The organism is Clostridium lundense DSM 17049 (assembly GCF_000619945.1).
Taxonomy (GTDB): Bacteria; Bacillota; Clostridia; order Clostridiales; family Clostridiaceae; genus Clostridium_AO; species Clostridium_AO lundense.
In genome coordinates, this window is record NZ_JHVC01000003.1 from 25,321 (window position 1) to 51,197 (window position 25,877).

Sequence of the window (25,877 nt, forward strand, 5' to 3'; positions counted from 1 at the left end):
TATCAGAGAAAGCCCTTCAAGGCGTTACCCTATCATTTGACTTTTTAAGTTATTAGTTCTTAGATAGCTTTGTTATCTAGGCAATACTTTTAATATTGCAACGTGTCGCACGCTTTGTAATATAATCATCAGCCCCTGCTCTCAATCCATATACTTTATCCGTAGTTGAACTTTTAGCTGTCAAAAAAATTATAGGAATGCCCTTGGGTTTAATCATTTCCAACAATTTGAATCCATCTATTTTAGGAAGCATTATATCTAAAAGTATCAGATCAAAAGTCTCTTTTTCAATTAAGTTTAGTGCCTCTTCTCCATTATAAGCTGCTTTACTTTTATAATTTGCCATATTTAAATTCAGTCTTATCAGATTTGAAATTGGCAAATCATCTTCTACAATCAAAATATTTATCACAAACGATTCCTCCTGATTAATAGAATTCATTTATTTTTGTGTTTACTATTTTAAATTATAAACTAAGTCTTAATTATTTAAAATCTTTAATTAAGGCTTAGTTTACTTTTATAATTTAGAATATTACAGGTTTATTTATTGAATGTATTTGAATAATTTTGATAATGTACAATAGTATAATTTTGTAAGTTTACTTCTAATGATATAATTTCTTCTTTGCTAGATCCACCCTTAAGTTTGAATTCTACACGACTTAATGCACCATTATCATTGTTAATTGATATAGAATTAAGATCAACATCAACATCTTTTCCTATTTTTTTCAAAAAGCTCAAAGCTATATTTTTAACTTTCATATCATCAATTTTACCATCTAATTTTGGATTAAAGTCATGCAAAGATGTTACATTTAATATTTCACCTGTAGTTTCATCTATCTGAACAAAATCTCCGGAACACTTATTATTACCTACACGAGTAAAGTACACCATTATTGTATCGTCTGCATGCTTTGCCTTTTCTTGTGATTTTTTTACTGCTTCTAAGTACTCCTTTGCCTTTTCAGGATGCTCTTCAAGAAACTTTTTCTCTTCAGCCATTTGTTCTGGATGCTCTTTTTGATATTTGTTACGAGCAGGTTCCTCTTGCATTTTTTTATTGTATAAATCCTCTTGCCTCTCAATAACGGTTCCAGAAAAACTGCTTGCATCTACACCCATATAGTTCTTCATTGCTTCAGTAGCCATCTGAACTGCTTTTTCATCACTTATAGTTCCATTTGTAATGTTACCCTTGTTAGTTTGGTGACTTTGTGTTGTTATAACTCTATTTTTAGTTGACGCATCATTATTTTGACTCGCATGTACAAATAATGATGATCCTCCTACCAATGTTATTGCTAATGCAAACATAACTATTTTTTTCATATTCATTTTTTATCCTCCAACTTATATTATATTTTATTTGTTTCATGCACGAAACCCTTATTACAATTTCAGTATACAATACAAATTTAAAAAAATTATATGTTACATGTCATAAAATTGTAAATATTGCTATGCTGTTTTTTTGCTTAAAGGTTTAAACTTATATACAACCTACTCCGTTGTGTTCATCTACGTCTCGACGTTCCTAATACTGGCTTTTCTTTAGCAGCTTTGCTAGACGCACAAAAAAGCACTCCCTCCTCAATAAAGTAGTGCTTTTTTTGTAAGTTAATGCTTACAAATATATGTTATTATGCTGCCTTTTTAAAAAATCTATAAGTTCCTCTAACTCTTTATAATTGCTTATGATTTTCACATTTTTGTCATTATAATTTTTCAATATATCTTGAATCTTTGGCATAGTATCTTTAGGAAAATTTTTGATAAAACTAACGAACTCTTCTGTAATAGTCCCATCAAAACCTTCAGCCATATCGTCTCTATTTCTTCCTTGTTTAATATATTCTTCTGCTCTGTTATATGCATTTATCAAGCATATTTCCCAGGATATATTTAATACTATTATTGTATCAGATAATTGAACTCTATTTTCAAGAGTAGATATATAATTGCCATCAATAATCCACTTATCATATCTATTTGCAAAGTCATTTACTTTTCTAACCAATTCTTCTCTTGTTATATGTGATTTACCACCAGTATGATATACCTTGTCCAAGTGCATAACTGGATAACACAAGAACTCATTAATTCTCCTAGTTAAAACTGACTTTCCTGCTCCTGGACATCCGATAATAATAATTTTCATTTAAATTTACCCCATTTAACATTTTAATCTATCATGGCTACAGCGAAAAACTTGCTTCAAGCCAATATTCTAAAGGATATATATCTTCTCTTGATGAAATTATCCCCCTAAATAAAACACAAATTACTCATTTTCTTTCACATATTGTCTTGGCGTTATTCCCACTGTCCTTTTAAATACAGTGCAAAAATAGCTTACACTACAGAATCCTAGTTGAAAAGCTATATCTTCTACAGATAGTTGACTTTGTATTAAAAGCTCTGTTGACTTTTCAATTCGGTAATTGGTTAAATATTGATTAAATGATGTGTTAAACAAATCTTTAAATAATCTACCAAAATAATAAGGGCTATAGTTGCATAACTTAGCTGCTTTAGCTAAATTGAAATCGCAGTCATTATAATATTTTTTTATGCACTCATCTATAAACAATCTCATCTTCTCATCTACATTTTGATGTATTATCATGCTGCTTTTCATAACTTCCTCACAGAATGTAACTATGATCTGTTCTATTGAGCTAATAAAATTACTATTAAGAATATCCTTCATTGCTACTATACTTATGTGATCAATTTTTTCTTTTTCTATTCCTTCCTCAATATAATAATTTGATACATGATCTATTAGCTTAACCATTTGCATACGAACATCAACAGAGGAAGTATTTGTAGAGGAAATATGATTAATCATTTCATGTATTGACTCAGTGTATCCTTTAGAATTTAGACTATCAATATGAAAAATAATCTTAGCAGCAAAGTTATTCATATCTTCTTTACGCAATAAAATATGTACATCTTGAACCTCATCATAAAAGGTATAGGTTCCTCTTCCTTTACTAAAATTATTCTGAAATGCCTTCTGACATTGAGAATATGCTCTAGGAAATTCATTTATATTCTTACAAAAATCGCTGATGCCAATTGATATACTTTCATTAGTATATTTTTCAACATCCTGAATTAAATATTGAGCTAAGTTTTTTAATGTTTCTCGATGTTTTTTGGAATTACTCTCCTCTGGAAAACATAGAAATGCTCCAATAGTATCTCTTCCAAGAAAAGAAGCTACTACCCCTTTTATACCTCTCTCTTCCAAAGATCTTTCTAAGTGATTAATCACATGTATCTTTTGGGGATAAATTGAAAACCTAGGAAAACAATTATAAATATCATGGCAATCATCAACCCTAATCAAAAATAAAATTTCTGGAAGCTTGTCTAATCTAAGCAACTCTAAAATGTAGCTTAAATTACTTAGATTTAGATTTCCATATATAGCACTATAGGCAAACTCTTGACAGTAAAATTCATAATTACCTTTCTTTAAATAACCATTATATCTTCTAAAAGTGTTTGGAATATCAAGTTCTTTGTTTATATCTATATTAGCAGGCCTATCCACTATGATCCCCCCACTACTGATTTCTACAACTTTATTTTTAATTGTATTACCATATATTATATCATAGAACGTTTGAACTTTATGAAATTTCGCACTTTTCTAATTCCAATATAATTTTGCTCCCTAAGTAATATAAAATTACCAAAAACCGAGTATAATTACACATTATACTCGGTTAAAAAGATAATTAAATTGTGGTACCAATATCGTAGCCGCTTCTCACAGCATCCAGTACCTTTCTAGGTTTAAGGCTATCTCCAATATTATAAAACTCTATACTATAATCCCTTAGTGAATCTACTTCATATGATTTTGATCTTAAACCAGTAGCTACTATAATAGTATCTCCTCCATATTGAACTTCATTGCCATCTTTATCTAAAACAATTACCCCTTTATCATTTATAGCTTTACATTTAGTATTTGTTACAATTTTTATAGGCCATTTTGCCATTTGTATTAACAAGGCTTCCCTATATAGATATGCCCCATCTATAACTACATCTGGTCTCATTTCTATAACTGTAACCTTCTTACCTTTTTGAGCTAAATTTAAGGCTTCTTCACAGCCCATTAATCCGCCGCCAATAACAATGACCTTTTCTCCTATGTCATCATTTCTCTTCCCAATTTCCGTAGCCATTATTACATTTTTAGAATCAATACCTGGTATGTTTGGTACAATAGGCTCTGCCCCAATTGCTGCTACTACTGTATCTGGAGCTAAATACTCTATAATCTCTTTTGTTACACAAGTATTTAACATAACTTTAATAGGCCTTTCATTGACTCTTTTAATAAGTACATCCTTAAATTTCTTAAGATCCGATTTAAAAGATATATTTTCTATCACTTTTATTGTTCCACCTAAGCTATTGCTTTTTTCACAGAGTATAACTTCATGTCCCCTGTCTGAAGCTGTGATTGCTGCTTGCATACCTGCAGGCCCACCACCAATTACTAAAACTCTCTTTTTCTTTTCTGTTTTTCTTGGAGTCATAGCTTCCTGCTCTCTTCCTATAATCGGGTTAACAGAGCATTTTAAGCTTCTAATAGGATATTTTATATATGGGACAAAATCTCCACTTAAACAAACTAAACAACGTAAACATGGACTTATATCATCTATTTTCTTTTCTCTAAGCTTTTTAGGTAAATATGGATCAGCAAGTAGCGGTCTTCCCAAGGCAACTATATCAGCTTTTCCATTTGAAATTATATCCTCCATAAGATCAGGATCATTTATTCCTCCAACTACAGCTACTGGAGTTTTTACAGCTTTTTTTATTGCCTCCGCTAAAGGTACATTAATTCCTTTTTGATGAAATGCTGATGGGAACATGTGAGTATTAGTTGCAGGATTATGGAAAGTACAACTTGAAACATGTATTATATCTACTTTTCCATCAATCATTTTTGCAAACTCTACCATATCATCAATAGTTAGTCCACCTTCTACATATTCAGAACCACTTAAACGAAATTCAATTGGAAAATCAAAGCCACATTTCTTTCTAATATTATCTATAACCATTAATGAAATTCTAGCTCGGTTTTCTAGAATTCCTCCAAATCTATCAGTACGCTTATTATTAAGAGGTGATAAAAATTGGTGTAATAACCATCCATGGGCTCCATGAATCATAACCATATCACATCCACCTAGTTTGGCCATTTCAGCTGCATCACCAAAGGCATCTACAACTTCTTCAATAACTTCTTCATCCATTTCTACAATTGGACCTGCAAATAATGGCTCCCCTGCACTAGGACCATATACTGTGCCGCTGTAGTAATCTTTATTAGCTCTTCTTCCTGGGTGAATTAATTGAATGGAAGCAAATGCTCCATGTCTATGAATAGCATCTGTAGTTCTTATTAAGGATGGTAAAATATCTGGATTATCTAGGCAAGGCATTCTGCCATGGGCTACACCAGTTTTAGTGTGCACATTACTTTCACCAATAGTTACAATTGCTGCCCCTCCTTTTGCTTTTAACTCAAAGTAGCCAACACTTTCTGGCGTAAAAAACCCCTCAAAAGTTCCATTTCCAGTATTGCTTGGAGCTGATTCAATTCTATTTCTTAATGTTAAAGCTCCTATTTTAATAGGACTAAGTAAATTTTTATAATCTTTCATATTCTTTGTTCCCCCATCTTTCTTAATTATTTTTTTACTATGCCTCTTCGTAGCTTACTTCCATGTTTACTTTTCCAGATTTTAATCTTAATACTGAATATGTCATAGCAAAGATTGCTACGGCTCCATTACCAATAAATTCTGCTGGTGTAAGAACTCCAATTAATAGTCCTATTTGTGCAATGGTGGATACTGCCCCTAAGATACTAAAAAACACAAGTGCTCCGTGAGATACATGATAATGTGACTTCTTCCATAATTCTGGAACAACTTTAGGAAGATTTACTGCTGAATAACATACTATTGCAAAGAATAAATTATTTAAAATAACAGCCATATTTCCAATGGTAGATATATTAAATTTAAAAAATATTGGAATTAAACTTTCTACATAAAAGAGAGTCAATATAACATATGGAGTTTTATATTTATTTAATAAGCCAAGCTTTTTAGGTAACCATCCATCTACACTAGCTTGCAATATAGGTTTAGTAACCCAACCAAAACAAGCATTTAAGGTAGTAATTAATGCAAACATAGCTCCCCCAATTATAAAAAATACATACAAAGGTTTTGGTAATACTTTTTGAGCTACAAGTGATAATGGTTTTCCTGCTACTGCTGAAACAGGTAGCACTCCTGAAGCAACGGTGGACATAAAAGCATAGAAAACAGCAACAATAAGAGTACCTGCAATAACTGCAAAAGGAATATCTCTAGTAGGATTTTTTGCTTCAGCACCAAGATGTATTACAACATTAGCTCCCCCTATAGCCCATGTTAGTAATGCTGCAGCTGCAAATAATCCTGGAACCCCTCCAGTCATAAAATCTGGCGGACTAAAAAACCCTGGTTCTACCTTAGTTACTCCAAACACTGAAAATGCGGTAATAGCAATAGCCATTATTAATGTCATAAGATTTTGTACTTTAGCAGCTCCTTCCATTCCAAAAAGGTTTATTAAGTATACAATTGTTAATACAATAAATGCCACTAAAGTTTTATTAATTACAGGAACTAATGCAAACAGATAATCCGCAAAACTAATAGCATACATGGATAGTGCGGACCATGCTAAGATATGAATAATTATAAAGAACCCTGAAAACGTTTTATGTGATAACAGTGCTAATTGAGTGTAAAATCCGCCCCTCATTCTTATGGTTCCACTGACAAATATCATTGGTATTGTCATTGCTAAGGTGAATAGTGCTGCTATAAGCATGGCTATATTAGTAGATCTACCTGTCATACCTATAGCAACTCCTGTAAGCGCAAAAACCCCTGAACCAATTGTTTGTCCAACCGCTATAGACAGTAACTCTTTTCTTCCTAGTACTCTTTTCAAGTCCTTAGTTGATGTGACGTTAGACATAAAAACCCCCCTTTAACTGATATAATTGACTTAATTTTAGTAAAAGTATACCATTGAGACTATTTTATGTCATTTAACAAAATTGCTTCAAAATTTAACTTTTTAGTCTTTCTATAAATAAATAGGGATAGTTAACAACTTTTCCCTCCTAGGATGCTTGTTTAAAAACTTAAATTTCTTAACTGTCCCTTAAAATAGTATAAAAAACCCCTGCACCTAATTACTTTAAGTGCAGGGGTTTTAACCCATTATATTTAAAAAATCTTTATATATCTTTAAAAATAATTTCCTCTACCTTGGATATTTTATGGGCAAAAGCTTCACTAACAACATTGGTTATCATAATTATTTGAACATCCTCAGTAGGAAAAATGCTATTAGATGCAAAGAATCCTGGTATTCCGCCACCGTGATATATTTTCTTTCTCATCTTTTCTCCAAGTTTAACATCAGATGTAAAAATTCCATATCCATAGTAGCCTTCCTCTCCACTATCAGCATATTTACCAATCATTTTCTTTAATGATTCTTCACTAATTACCTTTCCTGTAAATAATGCATTGTTCCAACTATATAGAAGTTCATTAAAATAATTATGGATATTTGTTTTAATCTTGTCCACCATTTCTTCATTTATCATATTGTTGTTTTCCCCATTGCTATATTTACTCATAACTTTCCCCTTCTGTATACCAAATTTGTAATTATATTTTACTTTACATTAACCCTACCAATATAAATAACAGTTATCAACTTTTCCCTCTTTCTTTCCTTCTCTTATACCTTCAAGAAATCCATAGCCGTTTTAAAAATAGTATCCTCAATAATATTTGCTATTACACAGACTCAAATTATTTAAGCATATAATATTTAGATAAATACAAATAACTAACTATTATTATGAAAATAATGCTTGCAATTGCAAGACGATTTTTCCCTTTCTTAGCATTGCTGTATACAGAAGTCAATTGAGAAATTAAAACTGCAAAATATAAAATTGTATACCAGTCAGTTAAAAAAGTTATAGATGGAGGAACTTTCATAACAGTCACCTCTTTATAAATATATTTATATTTTAACTCTACCTTATTATAGTCCAATTGGAAAATCTCCCTTTGCTTTATATAAGGAATTATCTCCATACTAATAGTATAACATATCCATGTAATATCTTGGGTTTCATATTTCCATAATTTACCCACCCAAATGTAATCTATTACTTTCATATATATATAACTATATCTATATTGAAATACAACCACAAAATGGAGGCAATTTTTAACTTGCCTCCATTTTACTCTATCTTTTACTTTTCGGTGCAATCACTTATCCTCACTATCATATCTCCACACTAAAACAGTATTACACTTATTATCACCTGATAGCCACAGAGATAATGTAGCTTTATCTTCTTTAACTAATTTTTCTAACCATTCTTTTGTAGTTTTTCATATGTGACAATAGTTTTTTGCACATTCCCATTAGGAGAGTATTGAGCCCCTATGGTTTTAGTAAAAAATTTTGTATCCTTATCCACAATAAATTTAAGCTCTTTTGGATTGTCAGTATTAACAGTTTGAGTAAACAAAATATTGTCCTTTATATCTTTGCACAATACTTCCATATCAGGCTTATCTGTATTATTTTTATAAGAAACAATCTTATTCTTCCCCTCTAATATTCTCAATTATATTTTCCTTATTTATTTTTCTTAATGGTATATAAGTTGATACAAGAGAAATAATTATAGCTCCAATTACAGCTGTTAAAATTTCTTTTATAGGAAATGCCCATTGAAAATCTCTAAGATTTTGCATTATCTTAAATAATTCATAAGATAATACTGTTCCAATAATTCCTCCGTATATAGATGCTATTACACCATAATATATTCCTTCAATACAAACCATTTTACTCATTTTGCCCTTGTCCATACCTACTGCTCTAATCATAGCTAACTCTCTTTTTCTAAGTATTAAGTTTGTACTTATGGTATTTATAATATTTAAACATCCTATTAAAGTTATTACCGCTACAAATCCATATAAAAATATATTAATTGCTATAGCCTTATCTCTGTTTCGCTTTGAATCCTCTTCAAAATCAAAATATTGATATCTAGGATCTTTTTTATTTAAGCCCTTTAAATACTCTGCTAAATTTTCCTTATTACTACCTTCTTTTAGCTGAATAAACATTCTTCTAATATCATTATTTCCAGTAATATTTTTATATACTTTTTCTGAAGTTATTAAACTTACTGATGCATTAACATTATACTCATTATCTAAAATACCTTTATCCAAAATACCTATAACTTTAACACTTTTAATATTACTTTCATCAATATCTTCATTATCTTTCAGTTTCTTCTTATCAATAATTTTAATTTCATCTCCAACCTTATAATCCGCTATATCAAATACAGAGGACTTTTTGGTTTCTTCATTGTATAAACTATTTGTTTTTATAAGGATTACTCCATTCTCATTATTTAATTTTTCTTTATCTACAGTACCTTCTCTAATATATTTTTTAAGCTCAGACAGCATATTATCTCCATAGGAAATTACTCCATTACTGCGAAGAACTAATTGTTCGTCCTTTATTCTTTCTTTTAAATCTGGCCTTAACTCAAATAATTTAGGATTTACTTTTTTCTCGGGAATTAAAATATCTTTACCATCATACATAACTTTATATACTTTTTCCGCATCTTTAAAATTTGTAATTTCATTATAAATAGAAAGATTTATTCCTGTATTTGAACCGCCTCTTTTCCATAGCATAAAATCTTTCATATCCTTTTCTTTCACTGCTCCTGTTTTAAATACAAAACTTGCAAAACTACCAAAAACTATATAAAGTACTATACTTATAGTCAATGAAAATACAGTAATTCTAAACTTTTTTCTATTCCTTTTAAGATTTTTATAGGCAATTTCTCCTTCTATTCCTAAAATCTTATTAATTATTTTAGATCTTTTCCTCTTTTTTAATTTTTCCTTCTTTAGACTTCCAGTATTTCTTACCGCCTCCAATGGTGAAACTTTAGAAGCCCTTTTTGCTGGCCCTATTGCAGATAAATAAATTGTAATTAATCCTATTATCACACTTATTATGAATACAACTGGTGATATAACTACCTTTATTTCATCTTTTAATAAGACTTTAACCACACTAATTACTATTTCCATTGCTAGTACTCCACTAGCAAGTCCTAATGGGATACCTATAAAACTTAAAATTAATGCTTCCTTTAAAACCAGCTTTTTTATCTGATTTGGTGCTGCTCCCGTACATCTAAGTATTCCAAATTGTGAAACTCTCTCTAGAACTGATATATTAAATATGTTATATATAACTGCTATAGTGCTTATAATAATTAGCCCTACTATGAATGCTACTAAAGCTGTTAACCCTTCATTTATAGACTTATCCAAACTTTGAGCATATAATCTTAAAAGATTCTCATTATACTCAATGTTATATCTATAGGTACCCCTTGATGTTTTTTCTTTTTCCATTCCTAAATTTTTAGCTATATTCTCACACTTTTTATAAACATCTTTCACAGAATTCAATTTTACATAAACATTGTATTTCTTATCGATTGGTAGTTTGTTTTCATCTAAAAAAGTTATTCCCTGGGTAACGTATACACCTGGCCATGAAGTTTTAGGAGCTGTAATACCCACTATTGTATATTCCTTTTCTCCTTTTTTATTAAAAGTTTCCTCGGATTCTCCTTCTCCATCTTTACCTTTCTTTTCTTTAAATATTCTTTCTCCAATATCTAATTTAATTTTTTCTCCAATCTGGGGTTTTCCAGGTAAATAATCAGGTACCCAATATTCTACTGCTATTTCATTTTCCTTTTGTGGAAGTCTTCCTTCTTTTATATTAATAGGAAACATACTTAGTGCTCTACTGCCATAAGCTTTTATGTCTAAATATCTGTACAAAGGAGCTGAAGGGTTGCTTTCTCTTTCCTCCTTGCTTATATTTGATAATATTGCTATGGTATGGTCACTGGTAACGGATATATTATCTACATCCACATTATTATTTATTTTATTAACCTGATCCTTATCTATTCCCACAAATTTGGCATGATAATGTCCATTGTCTTTTATACAATCATTTATAAATTTTGTTTTTACACTTACAAGCATTGTTCCTATAGCCGTTACAAGTGCAACAGAAAGCACTATACCTAATATTGTAAGTATAGTTCTTTTCTTTTGCCCCTTTAAATATCTATATGTTAGATGATCATACTTCTTCATGCTCTCATCACCTCATCTTTAACCACGCATCCATCCTCTATGGTTATTATTCTGTCTGCCTGAGATGCAATGTTTAAATCGTGAGTTATAATTATCAATGTCTGATGATATTTTTGCACTGAAAATCTAAGCAATTCTATTATTTCCTTACTATTCTTACTATCCAAATTTCCCGTAGGTTCATCTGCTAATATTATGGAAGGTTTATAAGCTAGTGCCCTTCCTATAGATACTCTTTGTTGTTGTCCTCCTGAAAGTTCTGATGGAAAATGATTTCTTCTATGCTGTAGTCCTAAAATATTAATTAATTCTTCTTCATATTTTTTATCAACCTTTTTATTATCTAAAAGTATTGGAAGAACTATATTTTCTTCTGCTGTTAGTACAGGTATTAAATTATAAAATTGAAATATAAATCCTACCCTTCTCCTTCTAAATACAGCAAGTTCTTTTTCGTTTAAAGTATATATATCCGCTCCATCAACTATTACTTTTCCTGATGTAGGTTTGTCTACTCCACCTAAAAGATGCAATAAGGTACTCTTTCCTGATCCACTAGCCCCTACTACAGCCACAAACTCCCCTTCATTTATAGATATATTTATATTCTTTAATGCATTAACCTTCGTATCTCCCGAACCATAACTTTTACATAAATCAATGGTCTTTAAAACTTCCATTATGCCTTCCTCCTTATTTTATACTATTACTTCATATTTCTTGCTTGTTATATGTTTCTATTATCATTATAAAATTTAAAACTTACAGGAAGGTGATTTTTATCTTACTATTTAGTAAGGTAGGTATATAAGAATTGAAATACATTTAATAGAACAGATATTGATATACCTAATTTTATACTATTTTTATTAATTTTAGCATAGAAAAAATAAGAATAAAATAGAAGTATATTTTTCACGTCAAAATAAAAAACAACCCTGGAATTAACCAGGGTTTATTTTTTATTTTAAATTAAATTGTGCCTTTAACATTAACTTTCCACCAGAAAATGTACAGTTCATATTTGCACCATTTTTATTAATCCAACTGTATATTATAGATTCTTCATCCATTATTTTAGTTTGAGACATTACTTGACCATCCCCAAATATGGCTTTCACCTGGTCATACGTAGATCCTTCTTTAATTTTATTATACTTTTCTAGTGTTACTTTTGCATCCATTTCTTTAAGTCCTACTTGGCCTTTACCAATTACTACTCCATTTTGAATAGTAACATTCATATTGCTTATTCCAGATCCATTCCATGAATACATTGCAGTTTTTATTCCTGATACTTCGGAAGAGCTTAGTTCTTTTCCTTCTCCTAAGATTTTTACAACATCTGCATATTTAGCTCCCATTTTAACATTTATAAAATTTTCATATGTTACTTTTGTATCTTCTTTCTTATTTTCTTTCTTTTGAGCAGTACCAGTAGTTGGTTTACTTGTATCTTTTGCTTGGTCACCTTTATCCTTATTTACACCATTAGCTCCTATGCCTCCAACTATAACAATTACTATTAGCCAGAACCACCATTTTCTGTAGATAGGTTTCTTTTGCTTTTCCATGTGTATACCTTCCCTGTAATATTTTACATTGTAATTATATCAACAATTATAATATATTGTAAAGTTTGGGATTATCACTTCTCTTACCAGATAGAGTAGAAAATTAAGTGCGAATAAAATAAAAAAAATTTGCCTTAATGGCTTTTTCTGCTACATGCAAATTTATCTCTCTTAATTTATTTCATCTACAATGTAATCTATATCCTTAATTGATTCATCCATGCCTCATTTTTGATCCTAATAAAAGCACTTATATAAAATAAGTGCTTTTATCATTCATTACTACATTAATCTTAGCTATAACTGTAAAGTATTTGCATTTTATTATTCTTGACTACTAGCTTGACTAGTATTATTTATTTCTATTATATTTTTTAATTTTCCATATCCTACAAAACTTAATACCATTGATGGAATGACAAACATAATATATATAATGAAAACAACTCCACCTACAGAATATAAGATACCACCTGTAAGTGCAAAACCTCTTTTATTCGAAAAATATCCTACCCAATTAAATATTGTTGCTAATACAACTAAAATCATATGTGGTGTAACTAACGCTGTTGCTAAAGCAGCCCCTGCAAGTTCTGCCCCACCTTTACTTCCAAACATTTCACTAGCAAAATGTGATATAAGATATAAAGAATATAGTGTTCCTAATATTGCTGAAATTAATAAAGCTTTAGAACGTTTAATTTTCATGAAACTCCTCCAATTCTTATATATACATTACAATTATTAACTTTAATTGATTATACAGTAAAAATGGTCAAAATTCAACTTTTTGATAATTTTTTGTAAATTTTCGTCTATTCCAAAGTTTATATATTAAAGAAATTCTGTGTTATCTTAGCAGTATCTTTATAGTTTCCAGTATTATGAATAACTATATATTTAATATCATTTCCATTGAAATTTAATAATTGCTTTTAAAAGAAAGCAAAAGAGCTTGGATTAAACCAAACTCTCTTGTTCTCTATAATTGTATAATATTCCTATCTTGGCTCACGAGTTATAACTATATGTTTATTGTCATCTCCTATTAAAATATACAGATTTTCATTTAGATTTATTAACCCTTCAAGTGTATACATATTGCTAATATTAACAAGAGGACTATTAACAAGCTTATGAGCCATATCCGGATCTTTAATTACACCAGTATTAATAAATGCTTCTTCCAACCAATCCCATGGTCTTTTAACTTCAGAAACAGGATGTTCTTCATCATATTTTTTTATAGCTAACAAATCCTTAGTAGATAGAATTCCATATAGAGAATAACTTTTAACATATTGACTTCCCCTTGCTAAACTATAAGTTCCATCTCCACAACTTAAAATTAAAAACCTCTCTTCCTCGTTACCTTGAAGGTTAGTAAGAGTGTTCTCAGGGAAAACACTTTGAGAATATTTATCGCCAGTTTTAATAGCTAATTCTAATAAGCTAAATGAAATACTATTTGCAATGTTTCTATTTACTCCACAATTAATTAGTATATTTCTTATTCCTTCAGCTGTAGGTTGTGTTCCTTCCTCTCCACTTTTATATATATATTTTTCTATTTGGTCTATTGGGCCGTTGGTATCAATAGAAAAGTTACAAAAAAGCGAAAATTTTTGATTAGATGGTATTACGGATCTTTTACTAATCTCTGATTTTATATTATTTTTTGCAATTGTAGCAGCTTGTACATTTGTAAAAGCTAGATTGGAACTTAATATAACTCCACATGTAATAGTTGATAAAAGTTTCATTTTTTTATTCATAACAATACACCTCTTCTAAATATTTTATTCATAGTGACCTACACTATAGTCTTCTACGCAGAATGCATTTTTCCTTCCATTTTTTGTAATAAGTTTGAATAAATTACTTTTACTTTATTTTCTCAAGGTGTATAAATTGAAATTTTACTATCACTATTTTTATATAAATGAATAGATAATAACTTACTTCTTCTTATTCTCTCTTATGTATATTTAAAGCGCCTTAAAAATACTGCTAAAAATAAAAAAATAAGTAGTCATCCCAGACTACCCAATATCATTTTAGAATTTATTTTTTTATCTATGGAAGTTTTATTGCAATAGTAATTATATTTACCATAATAAAAAACAATATAATACCTACCCTAACTTCACATTTATGAATATATTTAATCATTTCCTTTTTATTTGAATCTAAATTATATTCTTTTTTATAGAAGTTTTCAAAATCCTTGTTACTAAAATAAAACATAATACCAAATAATGAGTATGTAACTACTTTCATGAAAGTTATATTCAATGTTCTTTCCCCCTTATTAACATTAATATACAATGATACTTCCATTATATTCCACTATATCTAATAAAGGTAGCCAAGAATTCTCTTAGCTACCTCTCAAAAATTATTCTTCTTTTACAAATCCTTCAATTCCTATATTTTTTAAATCTTTTAATAAAGCATCTGCATTATTTTTATTTTTGAAAGCTCCTACTTGAATCTTATAGATCTTGTTATTTGTATCTTCTTTTAGTGTTTTAGCTACAGCATCTTTAATTTCTTTTTTAGTCTTTTCTCCTACCATACCATCTACATCTAACCATGCGTGTAGACTTTGAAATTTTTTAACAGCATTGATTGTAGCTGCTCCATAATAACCATCTACACTTAATTTAAATCCAATAGCAACCAAATCTTTTTGTAATTCCTTAATATCTTCTCCATACATTAGAGGTGATGTTAACTTTAACAATCTCTGTGACGAAATTGAACTATTATTTCCAACTAATTTTGATTTAAATTCATTCCACTTTGCCCAATTGTTAGCTGACATATTGTATGGGCAAATTTTTCTACTAGCATCATAATGCCTAACAACATTTTCAATTGAAACATTATACTTTTTCATTAAATACTTAACTAAATCTACCGTATTATTAATAGTCTTTTCAGATATATAGCCGCCGGAATTGCACATTTCTATTCCTATAGAATTATAATTTCCTATGCCATATCTCATTTTACCATCACCACAATGCCACGAAGCATTAAAATCTTCAACAACTTGTATTATAGAATTTTCGTCAACAAAATAATGTGCTGAAGATTTCCTATCTCCTCCACAAAAATAGTCCGAATTATTTTGAGCAGTATCTTTATAGTTTCCAGTATCATGAATAACTATATATTTAATATCATTTCCATTTGAATAATTATATCTAGATATTTGCCTTATTATTTGTAACATAAAAAAACATCCCCTAATTTAAATTTAAAAAAGGCAGAATCTATTGGTTATATTCCTTTATTGCCTGTATGATTAAACTCTATTCAAATTAAATAACTACTATTAGAATAAATACATCTGAAAATTCTGTACTAAATAAACTGCCTCTTATATTTAGTATATATACTACTATGCTATTAGGTAACACTATTATCTATTCAATTTATACATTTTTTATATTATGCCTTTTAAAAATGTAATATCAAACTTACTTCCTTCACTCTTTTCACTGTTTACCAATATAGTTCCCCCTTGGCTTTCTATAATCACCTTAGTTAAAGCAAGTCCAATACCTACACTTTCTGCATTAACAGAATTGCTTCCTTTATAAAATCTTTCGAATATATGTGGTAAGTCCCTTTTATCTATGCCTTCTCCATTATCCTCAATTGAAATCCTACTAAACAAAGGAGTTTCAGAAATATGTATTTTTATCTCTCCCCCTTCTTTTGTATGCTCAATGCAATTTTTTATAATGTTTAATACTGCTTCAACTGTCCACTGCTCATCAACATAAAAATAAACATTATCCACATCACCACTTACCGTTATCCTTTGATGCTTCTCATCACTTTTAATCTTTAAGCTTGTTAAAGCTTTTTGAATAAAAGTTATTCCTAAAACATTTTTCTTCTGGAAACTTATGGCTTGAGCTTCTAGTCTGGCTATTTTTAATAAATTTATAATTAACCATTCCATTCTATTTAATTGAGATTCACTTTTTTGTAAGAAATCTGTTCTTACTTCTTCTTCCATTTCCTTATGAGTTAATAAAAGTTCATTAATTGTGAATAGAGATGTTAATGGAGTTTTTAATTGATGAGATATATCTGAAATTATATTTTTTAGAAAAATTTTATCCTCTTTTAGTTTATGCAAACTTAACTTAAGTCTATTGGACATTAAATTGAAATTATGTGCTAATATTGCAAACTCTCCTTCTTCATCTTCCCTTAGTATTAAGCTATGATCCCCTTCTATAACTTTTTCGGATGCGTTAGATATCTTTTTTACCTTTTGGAATATGTTTTTATACTCCAATAAAACTATACCAATTAAAGGTATGAGTGCTAATATAAATACTAAAGTATATCTTATCTGAAAGCTTGCATAAAAATTTTTAAGTAATGGTTGAGAAGTTATCTTCATATTTTCATAGTATCCATACTGCTTTAATATTTCCTTTCCTTTAATTATCTGTTCTTTTGTAGCCTCTTTTGTTACATATTTTATAATGCTATCTTCTAATTCAGGATGCTCATATAATATGCTTCCAATTATCATTGAATTTTGATTTACTATATTTTCATTTAATTTATTGAACTGATAATTTAAAAAAACATATATAACTCCTGCAAATATGCCTTGAAATACTAAAAGCTTTATAACTATACTCTTTGTTTCAGGATTTTTTAAAATTGAATCCATAATAATGCCTCCTATTTACTAACTTCATAGCCCCATCTATATCCTAATCCCCTATGAGTGATAATATATTTAGGCTCTCCTGCATTATCCTCAATTTTTTCTCTAAGTCTTCTTATGTACACTGAAAGGGTATTATCATCTACAAATTCACCTTCAGCATCCCATAATTCCTCTAATATAATATTTCTACTTAATATCTGCTTAGGATGTTTTATAAAAATTAAAAGTAATCTATACTCTAATGCTGTAAGTATTATTTCTTCATCATTTTTTTGCACTTTTCCTTGTAAAGTTTGTACTTTTATATCTCCAGAAATTAATAAATCTAATTCCTTTGAAAACTTTCTATTTCGTCTAAGTATAGCTCTAATTCTTGATATCAGCTCTTTTATTCTAAAAGGTTTAGTAATATAATCATCCCCACCTATATCTAATCCAATAACCACATTAGCCTCTTCATCACAAGCAGTTAAAAAGATTATGGGGATTTCCGATTCCTTTCTTATTTCTTTACAAAAATCATATCCATTTCCATCTGGAAGCATTACATCTAAAATTATTAAGTCAAAATTATTTTCCTTAAAACTATCTCTAGCTTTTTTTACACTATCTGCACACTTTACATTGAAACCCTCACCCTTAAGTGTATACTCAACGCTATATGCTAATATACTATCATCTTCAACTAACAATATGTTGTTCATAAACTCTCCCCCTTACCTAGTTTTAATTCTACCAAAACATCTCCCTAATTATTCTATTTAAATAAATTCCCACCTAATCTCCAAATACTAATATCATATCCTTTTTCTTTTATTACCTTCATCCAAGAATTCAAGGTAACCTTATCTCCATACCATATGTTATGTTCTATATTGTTTTCATCTTTATAATTAAAAAACAAGCATTGACTTTCATTCTCACGTTGTACTTTAGCCTCATATTTTTTTAATATACTATTAGCTTCAACTTCTGAAACGGAAGTAGTTTTCCCATTAGATGCCCAGTCAAATCCTCCAGTGGCAATTGCAAAATCCTTCTTTCCTGGAACTTTACTCATTTTTTCTATTAGCCCTTTAATAAATTTAGGATTTGCTTTTTCTCCTGGCTCACTAAAGCCTCCATGCAAATTGTAGCACATCATTACATAGGTTGGTCCTTCACTAAACTTTAGCTTATCAAAAGGTGTGTTGGGTTCCAATACAACTCTTAATTTTAACCCTTCCTTTTTAACTTCTTTGTATAGTTCATTTATAAATAATATATAATTATCCCATAACTTAATATCGCTTTTTATTCTTTCATAATCAATTTCTATACCATCAAAGTCATTTTTAACTGCTAGGTTTATAATGTCTTTAATATGCTTACCTCTTGAATCTGAACTACTTAGTAAAACTTTCAATAAACTTGTATCTTTTAACAAAGAACTTCCATCACTATTTGTTTTATCATTTACAATAGTTATATATTTATTATAATCATTGTTTTTTGTTTCCTTATAATAATCCATTAATTTTTCCGGCATAACTAATTCATTATGAGAATTAAAACTAGCCGCAAAATAACAAACATTCTTCAATTGTTTATCTAAAACTTTAATTTCTTTATGAGAGTCTAAATCCCAATATACCACCCAAGCGGATAGATTACTTATATTCTCTGCAAATATTTTTTCCTCTTTATTTAGCTCTACATTACTATCTTTGCTATTAGAATTATTTTCTTTTGAGAAAACACTTATATATATAATTGTCATCAGTAATACTATTAATCCAGTAAAAATCAATTTTTTTCTTACACTATTACTCATTTAATACCTCTTAAACTATAGATTTTTAATAAACCAATTCACGATTTTGTTAAAAGAACTTTTGATGTTATAAGTTATGGCTTCCATTCCTTTTAATGAAGAATCATATAGCACTTTATTATTTATATTAGTTACTTTAAGCCCTTGAAATATTCCATCATATACATCATCTGCAATGTTTCTTTGGCTGTATCCATATTCCCCCCATGCAGACTGCAGATAAATGCTTCCCTCACTTTCATTACTTACTTTTAAGTCTTCTACTATTTTCTTTTCATCAATAGCTAAAGTAAGCTTTTTACCAATCAATGTTATATAAACTTTTTTATTTCCAGGTTTCTTTATATCAATTTTTTCATCTTTATTTTTAGGATTTAAATTTAAAGAATATATAATTTTTTTATCTCCATTTGAACTTTCAATAACATTAACTGTATTATTAATAAGTTGAACACCTATGCTATTGCTTCCATCTTCATTACATCTTAAATATATAGATTGACAACCTATAACATTTCCTTTTAACCTTACTGATATATTAATATCCTTATAACTTTCACTATTTAACAGTTTGATAAGCCCTTTTTCCTTTGGTAATGATGTTAATATAATTTTATCATCTACAAATTCAGCTTGTCCCTTTATTTCTTTGAATTTACTAGCTTTTTCTTCATCTCCTACAACAAATCCAATGTCTTTTTTAGTATCATCCCAAATTCTCATTAATAAATGATTAGTGCTCCAATATGCTTGTGGTTGAACCCTAGTTAAATCATAAATAGAACTATTAGATAAATTTAATGAATATCCTTCCCTATTAAAATTCATACTAAATAAATCTTTAATCCACTTTTCATTTACTTCACTAACCTTATCATTTGTACCAAACTTTCCTGTATTTGAATGCATTATGGCATATAAAGTTGGCATATATCCTACTTCTTTATTATATATATTTGATAAGATTTCGTAATCCTTATTTATACGCTGTTTCATTTCTTCATAACTTTCCATAGGAATGCCTTGCTCATCTCTAATGTAATCCATTAAATAATGATTATACTTTCTATTAATTTTAGAGGATAATTTTGAAAACTGGATGGAATCTAATTTCCCTAAATAATTTGAATCCTTATCAAAAACATTTATATACTCTAGTCTATACCCATTAGTTCCTAATTCCCAATAAGAACTATCTTTTAATTTTAATAAATCTTTAGGCATTAAAAACTTTGAGTCTTTCTTCCCAAATTTATCTGCATAGGTAAGCATGGTGGCCTTATAATTATATTTTTCTAGTATTTTTTGAGAAAACATTGCTGTATCTATTCTTCCATCCTCAAATAATAAAAACAATGATTTTTCTGGTAAAACCTTGCCTTTTGTATAATAATCTAGTATATCTTTCTGAGTTATTGTTACATATCCATTATCATTTAATGCTTTTATTTGTTTTTCTAACGCTTCAGTACTTATTAATGTATCATCTCCGGTTCTATCTACACCAAAATATGACACTGCAATAAATCCACCCTTTCTGTCTTTAGAAACAATATCTGAGTTATAAGGTTTATATACTGAAAATGTAAATATGGCCCTTATAATAATCCTCAGTATTACAAGTAAAATTATTCCTTGAAGCATACCTCTTATTATCTTAATTCTATCTTTTCTTTGGGGAGAAAACTCTTTATTTTTCATATATATTTTCCCCCTTTTTTCTTAATATACTGCACTCTTTTCTTTTCTCTTTTTTTCTTTGAGCCTCTATATCGCTTGGAGTCATTCTTGTACCCCAAGTTGATTTCCAAAAGGTTACCCATGCTATAGGCATTTGCCAAAGTAATACCCCCTCATAAAAAATACAAAATACCATTCCAAAAATCCAAGTTGTACTTTTTCTAAAGAACATTTGAGCAAAACTCATCATTAATGCCATCATTAATAACCCTAGAAGAAATGTGGTTGGAAATATATTATGTACAATTGGCACATAAACCAGGTTATATGAAACTACTACAGGTGCAGCAATAGGAACAAATAGTCCCATATAAAAGAAAGCCGCCATAAAAGGTTCCTTTTTCCACATAAACTTTCCTGCAATAATTGATTCTCTTAACCAAGATCTTTTCCATCTCATTTGCTGTTTAAGAAATACCTTATATCTATTAGGTACAATAGTAGAGCAAACTGCTGTATCTTGATAACTGGTTCTATGTCCATTCAACACAAAATTAGTCATAGCTCTATCATCCCCAAAGGTTGCCTTTTGTCCTAAAAATCTTTGATTTATCCATACATTCATATTGTTCATAATTATTTGTTTTCTATAGCAGGATAGTGGTCCTGATAAACATGTAACTGCATCAAAATAAGCTTCTGCTGCTTTCATAATTCTAAAAGCAATATAATATCTAACAGACTGCATTTTAGTTAAATTATTTGTATAAGTATTAGCAACATCTGTTCTACCTGATACCCCGCCCATTTTAGGATCTTTAAAAGGCTGAACTAGATTTCTTATTGCAAAAGGATCTAAGAAGCTATCTGAGTCAACAAATACAACTAAATCATGCTTTGCATTTAAAACTCCTCTACAAAGAGCCTCTCTTTTTCCTAAATTCTTTTCTTGAACAAAATACTTTATCCTATTTTGAACATCAAATCTTTCCCCTTCATTACTTAATTTATCTATTGTCTCTTTAATTTTTTCTACAGAATTATCATTATAACAATCATCTACAACTATAACTTCTAGACTATCAACTGGATAATCCTGATTGATACAACTTAAAATTGTTCTTTCTATCCACTCTTCTTCATTAAAACAAGGAATAATAATTGTAACCCCTGGTGTATAATCAACATCTATTGGCATAGGCTTGTACAAAGCACCAAATAAATATCTACTTAATAAAAATACCGCTGCAATAATGCTATACAAGTATATCCATTTATTAAACTTAAAGTATATAATACTTTCTGCACGCATTAATATAATAAATATACTTATAAATAATAATAATAAACTAGATATAGCTAATACATACCTATCTTTTGTCCTATTGGAATACTGTGCTAAGCTTTCAATAAACTCTATACCACATATTATTTTTTCCTGTTTTGTAATAGAATCTCGAGCTTTATTTCCTTTAATTTTAACATTCATTTCATATCCTTCTGGCATAGAACCAGATAATATTTTAAATTCTAATTTAATACTATTAGCATTGCTAATTATATCTAATTGCTTTTCATCTTTTAATTCTAATAAAATTCCCGTAGTAGAAATATCTAAAGATTTAACTTTAAATATACTGTTGCTTTTTTCACTTTTACATATCACCTTAACATCAGTTTCCATTATATATCTTATTCCAGCTTTTTTACTTTTTATAAATGCATTAGGGTCACCATGGTAATCTTCTAATACCTTTTTCCCTCTACGATCAATACTATTTCTTATAGCTTCTTTATCTGGAACATTGGCAAGTATCCTTCTATCTCTACGTGGATTTAAAAGAATATCCTGAAAACTTTTTTGATCCTTTTTTAATCTTTTGTATTTAAACTTCATACTTCAAACTCCTAATTTACCATGTAACATTACTTTTCTAAGTAATCACTTAGCTTTTTAATTTTATATTTTTCTTTATACACTCCATTTTCATTGTTAGTTAAGAATATGTCCAAAGCTTCTGCAGTGTAATAAGCTTGGTCATTCATATGCATTACTATTACGTTCCCCTTATTTTTAGCTAGTCCATCTTTTATGTAATCAGCAATATCCTGTGCAGAAGTCCTTTCATAGTCATGAGTTGTAATATTTCCACTAATAGTATATTTATAGCCGCTTTCATATACAGCCGCTAACCCTTCTTTTCTTAAAAGTAAGGTAGGTGGTCTAAAATATGGTTTAAGGGAATCTAAATCACCTATTATGCTTTCCATAACGTCATAAGATTTAACTAAGGACTCTTCAAGTTCTTGCCTGTTAGTTCCCAAAAGTTCATGATTATAATTATGACTTCCAATATCATGGCCATTTAAAGCAATTGTTCTAAGTAGGTTTGGGTTAGCATTTGATATACCGCTATTAATATCTGCATATTTTGATATTGCAAAGAAGGTTGCCTTTACTTTATGTTTATTTAATACATCTAATATTTCATTTATTATTGGGTCTCCTCCCCAGTCATCAAAGGTAAAGAATACAACATTCTCACCATTTGTATTAATGGTTCCACTTTTATCAATATATGATTTTTCCTCTTCACTAAAATCACTTAAATCTATATACTCGTTACCTATATAATTAGTTTTCATCATTGCAAGTGCATCTTCATAGGTTCTTTCCTTCATAGAAATTGAATTTCTTATAATATTGTATCTACCAAACTGTGATGAAGTCTCAATAGTTTTTTGTAAGTTTCCTAAAGTTACTATGGAATAACCTAATGGCTTTTGAGCTAAATCATAGTCTTTCGATTTTTCATTGTACTTACTAACATAACCATTTTGAACATAATTTTTAGTTACCAGTTCAACTATATTAGCAACAACATCATCACTCTTAAACAAATCTGAATCTAATCTAAAATAAACTATCTCTCCCTTTTTAAGTGATACATATGAATTTTTAGTGAAATAACTAGGTACAATTTTTTCAGCATTCATATTTTTATATCTACTAATAATAGGTGCCTTTGAATAAGTAAATAATTCATAATTCTTAAAAGAAGTCATATTAGTCATTGCTGATAAAGCTTCTTCAATTTCAATATCTGCATAACCATATCCCGCCATATATGCATTTGTAATTATTCCTTTTGATCTTAATAACTTATCTACTTCATATATTTCTTTACAAATTTCTTCCGTTGATTTGTTTAATAAAGTAGAATTAGTTGTTATGCCACCATTTCCAATTTCATGCCCCTTGCTTAATATTTTATTTATTTTATCTGGATAATTTAATATTTCTTCTTTTGTTACAAAGAATGTTCCCTTAGCATTAAGTTTTTGTAGTGTTTCCAATACTTTATCTAAACTTACTTTATTGCTTATGCCTCTAAATGTATATGCTAAAGACTTTTGGGTAGTATAAAATTCTGAAACAACGGGCGAAAGTCTCTTATTGTTTTTCTCTATTAATTTCTTAAAGTTTATTAAATCTGTAGAATTTTTATTTTCAATTTTCCCTAATATATTATTTTTATCATATGTAGTATTTTTTATGTATCCATTATTGTTAATATATCCATTGTTCTTAACATATGTATTATTTAATTCATTTTTACTTTTTTCTAATTCATCATATTTTTTAATATTTGGAATCTCAGATATTTTAACAACTCTTTTGTTTTGCTCATTTATTGATTTTAAAAGCCATTCTACTATTTGTATAATAGTAACTTCTTCTTTCTCTTTATTATTATCATCCTTTATACCAGCTTGTTTATCTATTGCAGGTTTTTCTTCTCCTCTTTTTTCTCCATATTCAAAGCTATCAAGAACACCTTCTAATTTTATAGAGATTATTGTTCCTTTCTCTAAATTATTTACATATTTATATGCTCCATCATAATCTTTAAAACTTTGATAACTTAAATAATGATTGCTATGAACAATATGTTTATTTCCTGCTGCATAAGCTGAAGTTAATATATTGTCATTATAAACTGTAGAATTACACTTTATTAAAGTAGGATTTTTTCCAGTTATAGATTTTAAAATCTTATTACTACTACAAAAATCAGTAACTAACTGCTCCTTAGATAACTTCTCCATATTCTTCTTGCCAGAAAGAGTTCCACTTCCTATATCATGTCCATCTTTTTGTATCATTTTTACTATGCTAGAATCCTCAGCCCCTTTAATTCCCGGAATAAAAAATGTTGCCTTAATCCCGTATTTATCCAAAGTATCTATTATTTTATTCATAGTATCTTTATTACTAATTCCCTCAAATGATAATGATATTACATTTGATGATGCATTAATATTTGTTATAATATCTACCTTTTTACTATTATTTAACGACTTTAATGCCTGTTTAATTTCCTTTGATGCATCATAGTTACTTTTTTTATTTATAACTATTTCTCCTAAGGTAGTATCTACATCATAATTTTTATATATAAGGGTACCTATAAAGATGCTTACTAATAAAATTGTAATCCCAATAATAATATACTTTTTTTTCATATTTCACCTCACTATTGTAACTTTCATTATTAATAATCATTTCTAGTGACCTAAGTATGGTATTTCTTTTAAACAACTCTATGTAAATCTAAAAATGTTTCCATATTAATTTTAGCAAAACAAAGGGACAGTCATCAACTTTCCTTTAAATTACTTACCCAAAAGTCTGAAAGTTGTTAACTGTCCCTAATTTACTC

General features: G+C 28.8%; 22 protein-coding genes. All 22 read right to left on the reverse strand.

All coding sequences use genetic code 11. From position 1 onward, the window contains the following. Positions 1-76 precede the first annotated feature (76 nt). Positions 77-412: a response regulator gene (locus T514_RS23985; RefSeq protein WP_051541846.1), complete on the reverse strand. Its 336-nt coding sequence runs from the start codon at positions 410-412 to the stop codon at positions 77-79. A gap of 131 nt (positions 413-543) precedes the next feature. Beyond that, positions 544-1,344 carry a hypothetical protein gene (locus T514_RS0106155; protein ID WP_027623978.1) on the reverse strand — a complete coding sequence of 267 codons (801 nt, stop codon included), beginning with the start codon at positions 1,342-1,344 and terminating at the stop codon, positions 544-546. A gap of 289 nt (positions 1,345-1,633) precedes the next feature. After that, positions 1,634-2,167 carry a P-loop NTPase family protein gene (locus T514_RS0106160; RefSeq protein ID WP_027623979.1) on the reverse strand — a complete coding sequence of 178 codons (534 nt, stop codon included), beginning with the start codon at positions 2,165-2,167 and terminating at the stop codon, positions 1,634-1,636. A gap of 123 nt (positions 2,168-2,290) precedes the next feature. Beyond that, complete coding sequence (locus T514_RS25595; protein ID WP_027623980.1) at positions 2,291-3,574, reverse strand: helix-turn-helix domain-containing protein; 1,284 nt, start codon at positions 3,572-3,574, stop codon at positions 2,291-2,293. A gap of 187 nt (positions 3,575-3,761) precedes the next feature. Further along, entirely contained in the window at positions 3,762-5,714 is a 1,953-nt protein-coding gene (locus T514_RS0106170) for an oxidoreductase (RefSeq protein WP_027623981.1), read from the reverse strand. A gap of 37 nt (positions 5,715-5,751) precedes the next feature. Next, positions 5,752-7,089 carry an APC family permease gene (locus tag T514_RS0106175; RefSeq protein ID WP_027623982.1) on the reverse strand — a complete coding sequence of 446 codons (1,338 nt, stop codon included), beginning with the start codon at positions 7,087-7,089 and terminating at the stop codon, positions 5,752-5,754. 265 nt (positions 7,090-7,354) lie between these two features. Further along, positions 7,355-7,762: a serine hydrolase domain-containing protein gene (locus T514_RS0106180; RefSeq protein ID WP_027623983.1), complete on the reverse strand. Its 408-nt coding sequence runs from the start codon at positions 7,760-7,762 to the stop codon at positions 7,355-7,357. A 178-nt stretch (positions 7,763-7,940) separates the two neighbouring features. Further along, positions 7,941-8,189 (reverse strand): hypothetical protein, encoded by a 249-nt coding sequence (locus T514_RS26510; protein ID WP_156939816.1) that lies wholly within the window; start codon positions 8,187-8,189, stop codon positions 7,941-7,943. 326 nt (positions 8,190-8,515) lie between these two features. Next, positions 8,516-8,776: a hypothetical protein gene (locus T514_RS0106190; RefSeq protein ID WP_027623985.1), complete on the reverse strand. Its 261-nt coding sequence runs from the start codon at positions 8,774-8,776 to the stop codon at positions 8,516-8,518. Continuing rightward, entirely contained in the window at positions 8,751-11,378 is a 2,628-nt protein-coding gene (locus tag T514_RS0106195; protein ID WP_027623986.1) for an ABC transporter permease, read from the reverse strand. Before T514_RS0106195 ends, T514_RS0106190 begins: the two co-directional genes overlap by 26 nt. Beyond that, a complete protein-coding gene (locus T514_RS0106200; RefSeq protein ID WP_027623987.1) occupies positions 11,375-12,058 on the reverse strand; it encodes an ABC transporter ATP-binding protein in 684 nt (227 codons plus the stop codon). The genes T514_RS0106195 and T514_RS0106200 overlap by 4 nt, the downstream gene beginning before the upstream one ends. A 282-nt stretch (positions 12,059-12,340) precedes the next feature. Beyond that, entirely contained in the window at positions 12,341-12,952 is a 612-nt protein-coding gene (locus tag T514_RS0106205) for a DUF3862 domain-containing protein (RefSeq protein WP_027623988.1), read from the reverse strand. A gap of 324 nt (positions 12,953-13,276) precedes the next feature. Beyond that, on the reverse strand, positions 13,277-13,660 hold the full coding sequence (locus T514_RS23995) for a hypothetical protein (protein ID WP_034868339.1): 384 nt from the start codon (positions 13,658-13,660) through the stop codon (positions 13,277-13,279). Positions 13,661-13,953: 293 nt separating this feature from the next. Continuing rightward, positions 13,954-14,727, reverse strand: coding sequence for a hypothetical protein (locus tag T514_RS0106215; RefSeq protein ID WP_027623989.1), 774 nt, complete (start codon positions 14,725-14,727; stop codon positions 13,954-13,956). A gap of 301 nt (positions 14,728-15,028) precedes the next feature. After that, positions 15,029-15,247 carry a hypothetical protein gene (locus tag T514_RS0106220; protein ID WP_027623990.1) on the reverse strand — a complete coding sequence of 73 codons (219 nt, stop codon included), beginning with the start codon at positions 15,245-15,247 and terminating at the stop codon, positions 15,029-15,031. A 103-nt stretch (positions 15,248-15,350) separates the two neighbouring features. Beyond that, on the reverse strand, positions 15,351-16,193 hold the full coding sequence (locus tag T514_RS26060; RefSeq protein WP_027623991.1) for an N-acetylmuramoyl-L-alanine amidase: 843 nt from the start codon (positions 16,191-16,193) through the stop codon (positions 15,351-15,353). A 213-nt stretch (positions 16,194-16,406) separates the two neighbouring features. Next, a complete protein-coding gene (locus T514_RS0106230) occupies positions 16,407-17,660 on the reverse strand; it encodes a sensor histidine kinase (protein WP_027623992.1) in 1,254 nt (417 codons plus the stop codon). Between the two features lie 11 nt (positions 17,661-17,671). Next, the gene (locus tag T514_RS0106235; RefSeq protein ID WP_027623993.1) at positions 17,672-18,364 is read right to left on the reverse strand and encodes a response regulator transcription factor; all 693 of its coding nucleotides are present in this window, start codon (positions 18,362-18,364) and stop codon (positions 17,672-17,674) included. Between the two features lie 53 nt (positions 18,365-18,417). Next, complete coding sequence (locus T514_RS0106240; protein WP_027623994.1) at positions 18,418-19,473, reverse strand: glycosyl hydrolase family 18 protein; 1,056 nt, start codon at positions 19,471-19,473, stop codon at positions 18,418-18,420. 15 nt (positions 19,474-19,488) lie between these two features. Continuing rightward, entirely contained in the window at positions 19,489-21,174 is a 1,686-nt protein-coding gene (locus T514_RS0106245) for a polysaccharide deacetylase family protein (RefSeq protein WP_027623995.1), read from the reverse strand. Beyond that, entirely contained in the window at positions 21,164-23,050 is a 1,887-nt protein-coding gene (locus T514_RS0106250; protein WP_027623996.1) for a glycosyltransferase family 2 protein, read from the reverse strand. The genes T514_RS0106245 and T514_RS0106250 overlap by 11 nt, the downstream gene beginning before the upstream one ends. Positions 23,051-23,079: 29 nt before the next feature. Next, positions 23,080-25,680, reverse strand: coding sequence for a polysaccharide deacetylase family protein (locus T514_RS0106255; RefSeq protein ID WP_027623997.1), 2,601 nt, complete (start codon positions 25,678-25,680; stop codon positions 23,080-23,082). Positions 25,681-25,877: the final 197 nt, after the last annotated feature.

Coding starts and splice junctions, on each gene's coding strand:
- T514_RS0106155 (WP_027623978.1), bottom strand. CDS start 1,344: ATGAATATGAAAAAAATAGTTATGTTTGCATTAGCAATAACATTGGTA.
- T514_RS0106160 (WP_027623979.1), bottom strand. CDS start 2,167: ATGAAAATTATTATTATCGGATGTCCAGGAGCAGGAAAGTCAGTTTTA.
- T514_RS0106170 (WP_027623981.1), bottom strand. CDS start 5,714: ATGAAAGATTATAAAAATTTACTTAGTCCTATTAAAATAGGAGCTTTA.
- T514_RS0106175 (WP_027623982.1), bottom strand. CDS start 7,089: ATGTCTAACGTCACATCAACTAAGGACTTGAAAAGAGTACTAGGAAGA.
- T514_RS0106180 (WP_027623983.1), bottom strand. CDS start 7,762: ATGAGTAAATATAGCAATGGGGAAAACAACAATATGATAAATGAAGAA.
- T514_RS0106195 (WP_027623986.1), bottom strand. CDS start 11,378: ATGAAGAAGTATGATCATCTAACATATAGATATTTAAAGGGGCAAAAG.
- T514_RS0106200 (WP_027623987.1), bottom strand. CDS start 12,058: ATGGAAGTTTTAAAGACCATTGATTTATGTAAAAGTTATGGTTCGGGA.
- T514_RS0106205 (WP_027623988.1), bottom strand. CDS start 12,952: ATGGAAAAGCAAAAGAAACCTATCTACAGAAAATGGTGGTTCTGGCTA.
- T514_RS23995 (WP_034868339.1), bottom strand. CDS start 13,660: ATGAAAATTAAACGTTCTAAAGCTTTATTAATTTCAGCAATATTAGGA.
- T514_RS0106215 (WP_027623989.1), bottom strand. CDS start 14,727: ATGAATAAAAAAATGAAACTTTTATCAACTATTACATGTGGAGTTATA.
- T514_RS26060 (WP_027623991.1), bottom strand. CDS start 16,193: ATGTTACAAATAATAAGGCAAATATCTAGATATAATTATTCAAATGGA.
- T514_RS0106230 (WP_027623992.1), bottom strand. CDS start 17,660: ATGGATTCAATTTTAAAAAATCCTGAAACAAAGAGTATAGTTATAAAG.
- T514_RS0106235 (WP_027623993.1), bottom strand. CDS start 18,364: ATGAACAACATATTGTTAGTTGAAGATGATAGTATATTAGCATATAGC.
- T514_RS0106240 (WP_027623994.1), bottom strand. CDS start 19,473: ATGAGTAATAGTGTAAGAAAAAAATTGATTTTTACTGGATTAATAGTA.
- T514_RS0106245 (WP_027623995.1), bottom strand. CDS start 21,174: ATGAAAAATAAAGAGTTTTCTCCCCAAAGAAAAGATAGAATTAAGATA.
- T514_RS0106250 (WP_027623996.1), bottom strand. CDS start 23,050: ATGAAGTTTAAATACAAAAGATTAAAAAAGGATCAAAAAAGTTTTCAG.
- T514_RS0106255 (WP_027623997.1), bottom strand. CDS start 25,680: ATGAAAAAAAAGTATATTATTATTGGGATTACAATTTTATTAGTAAGC.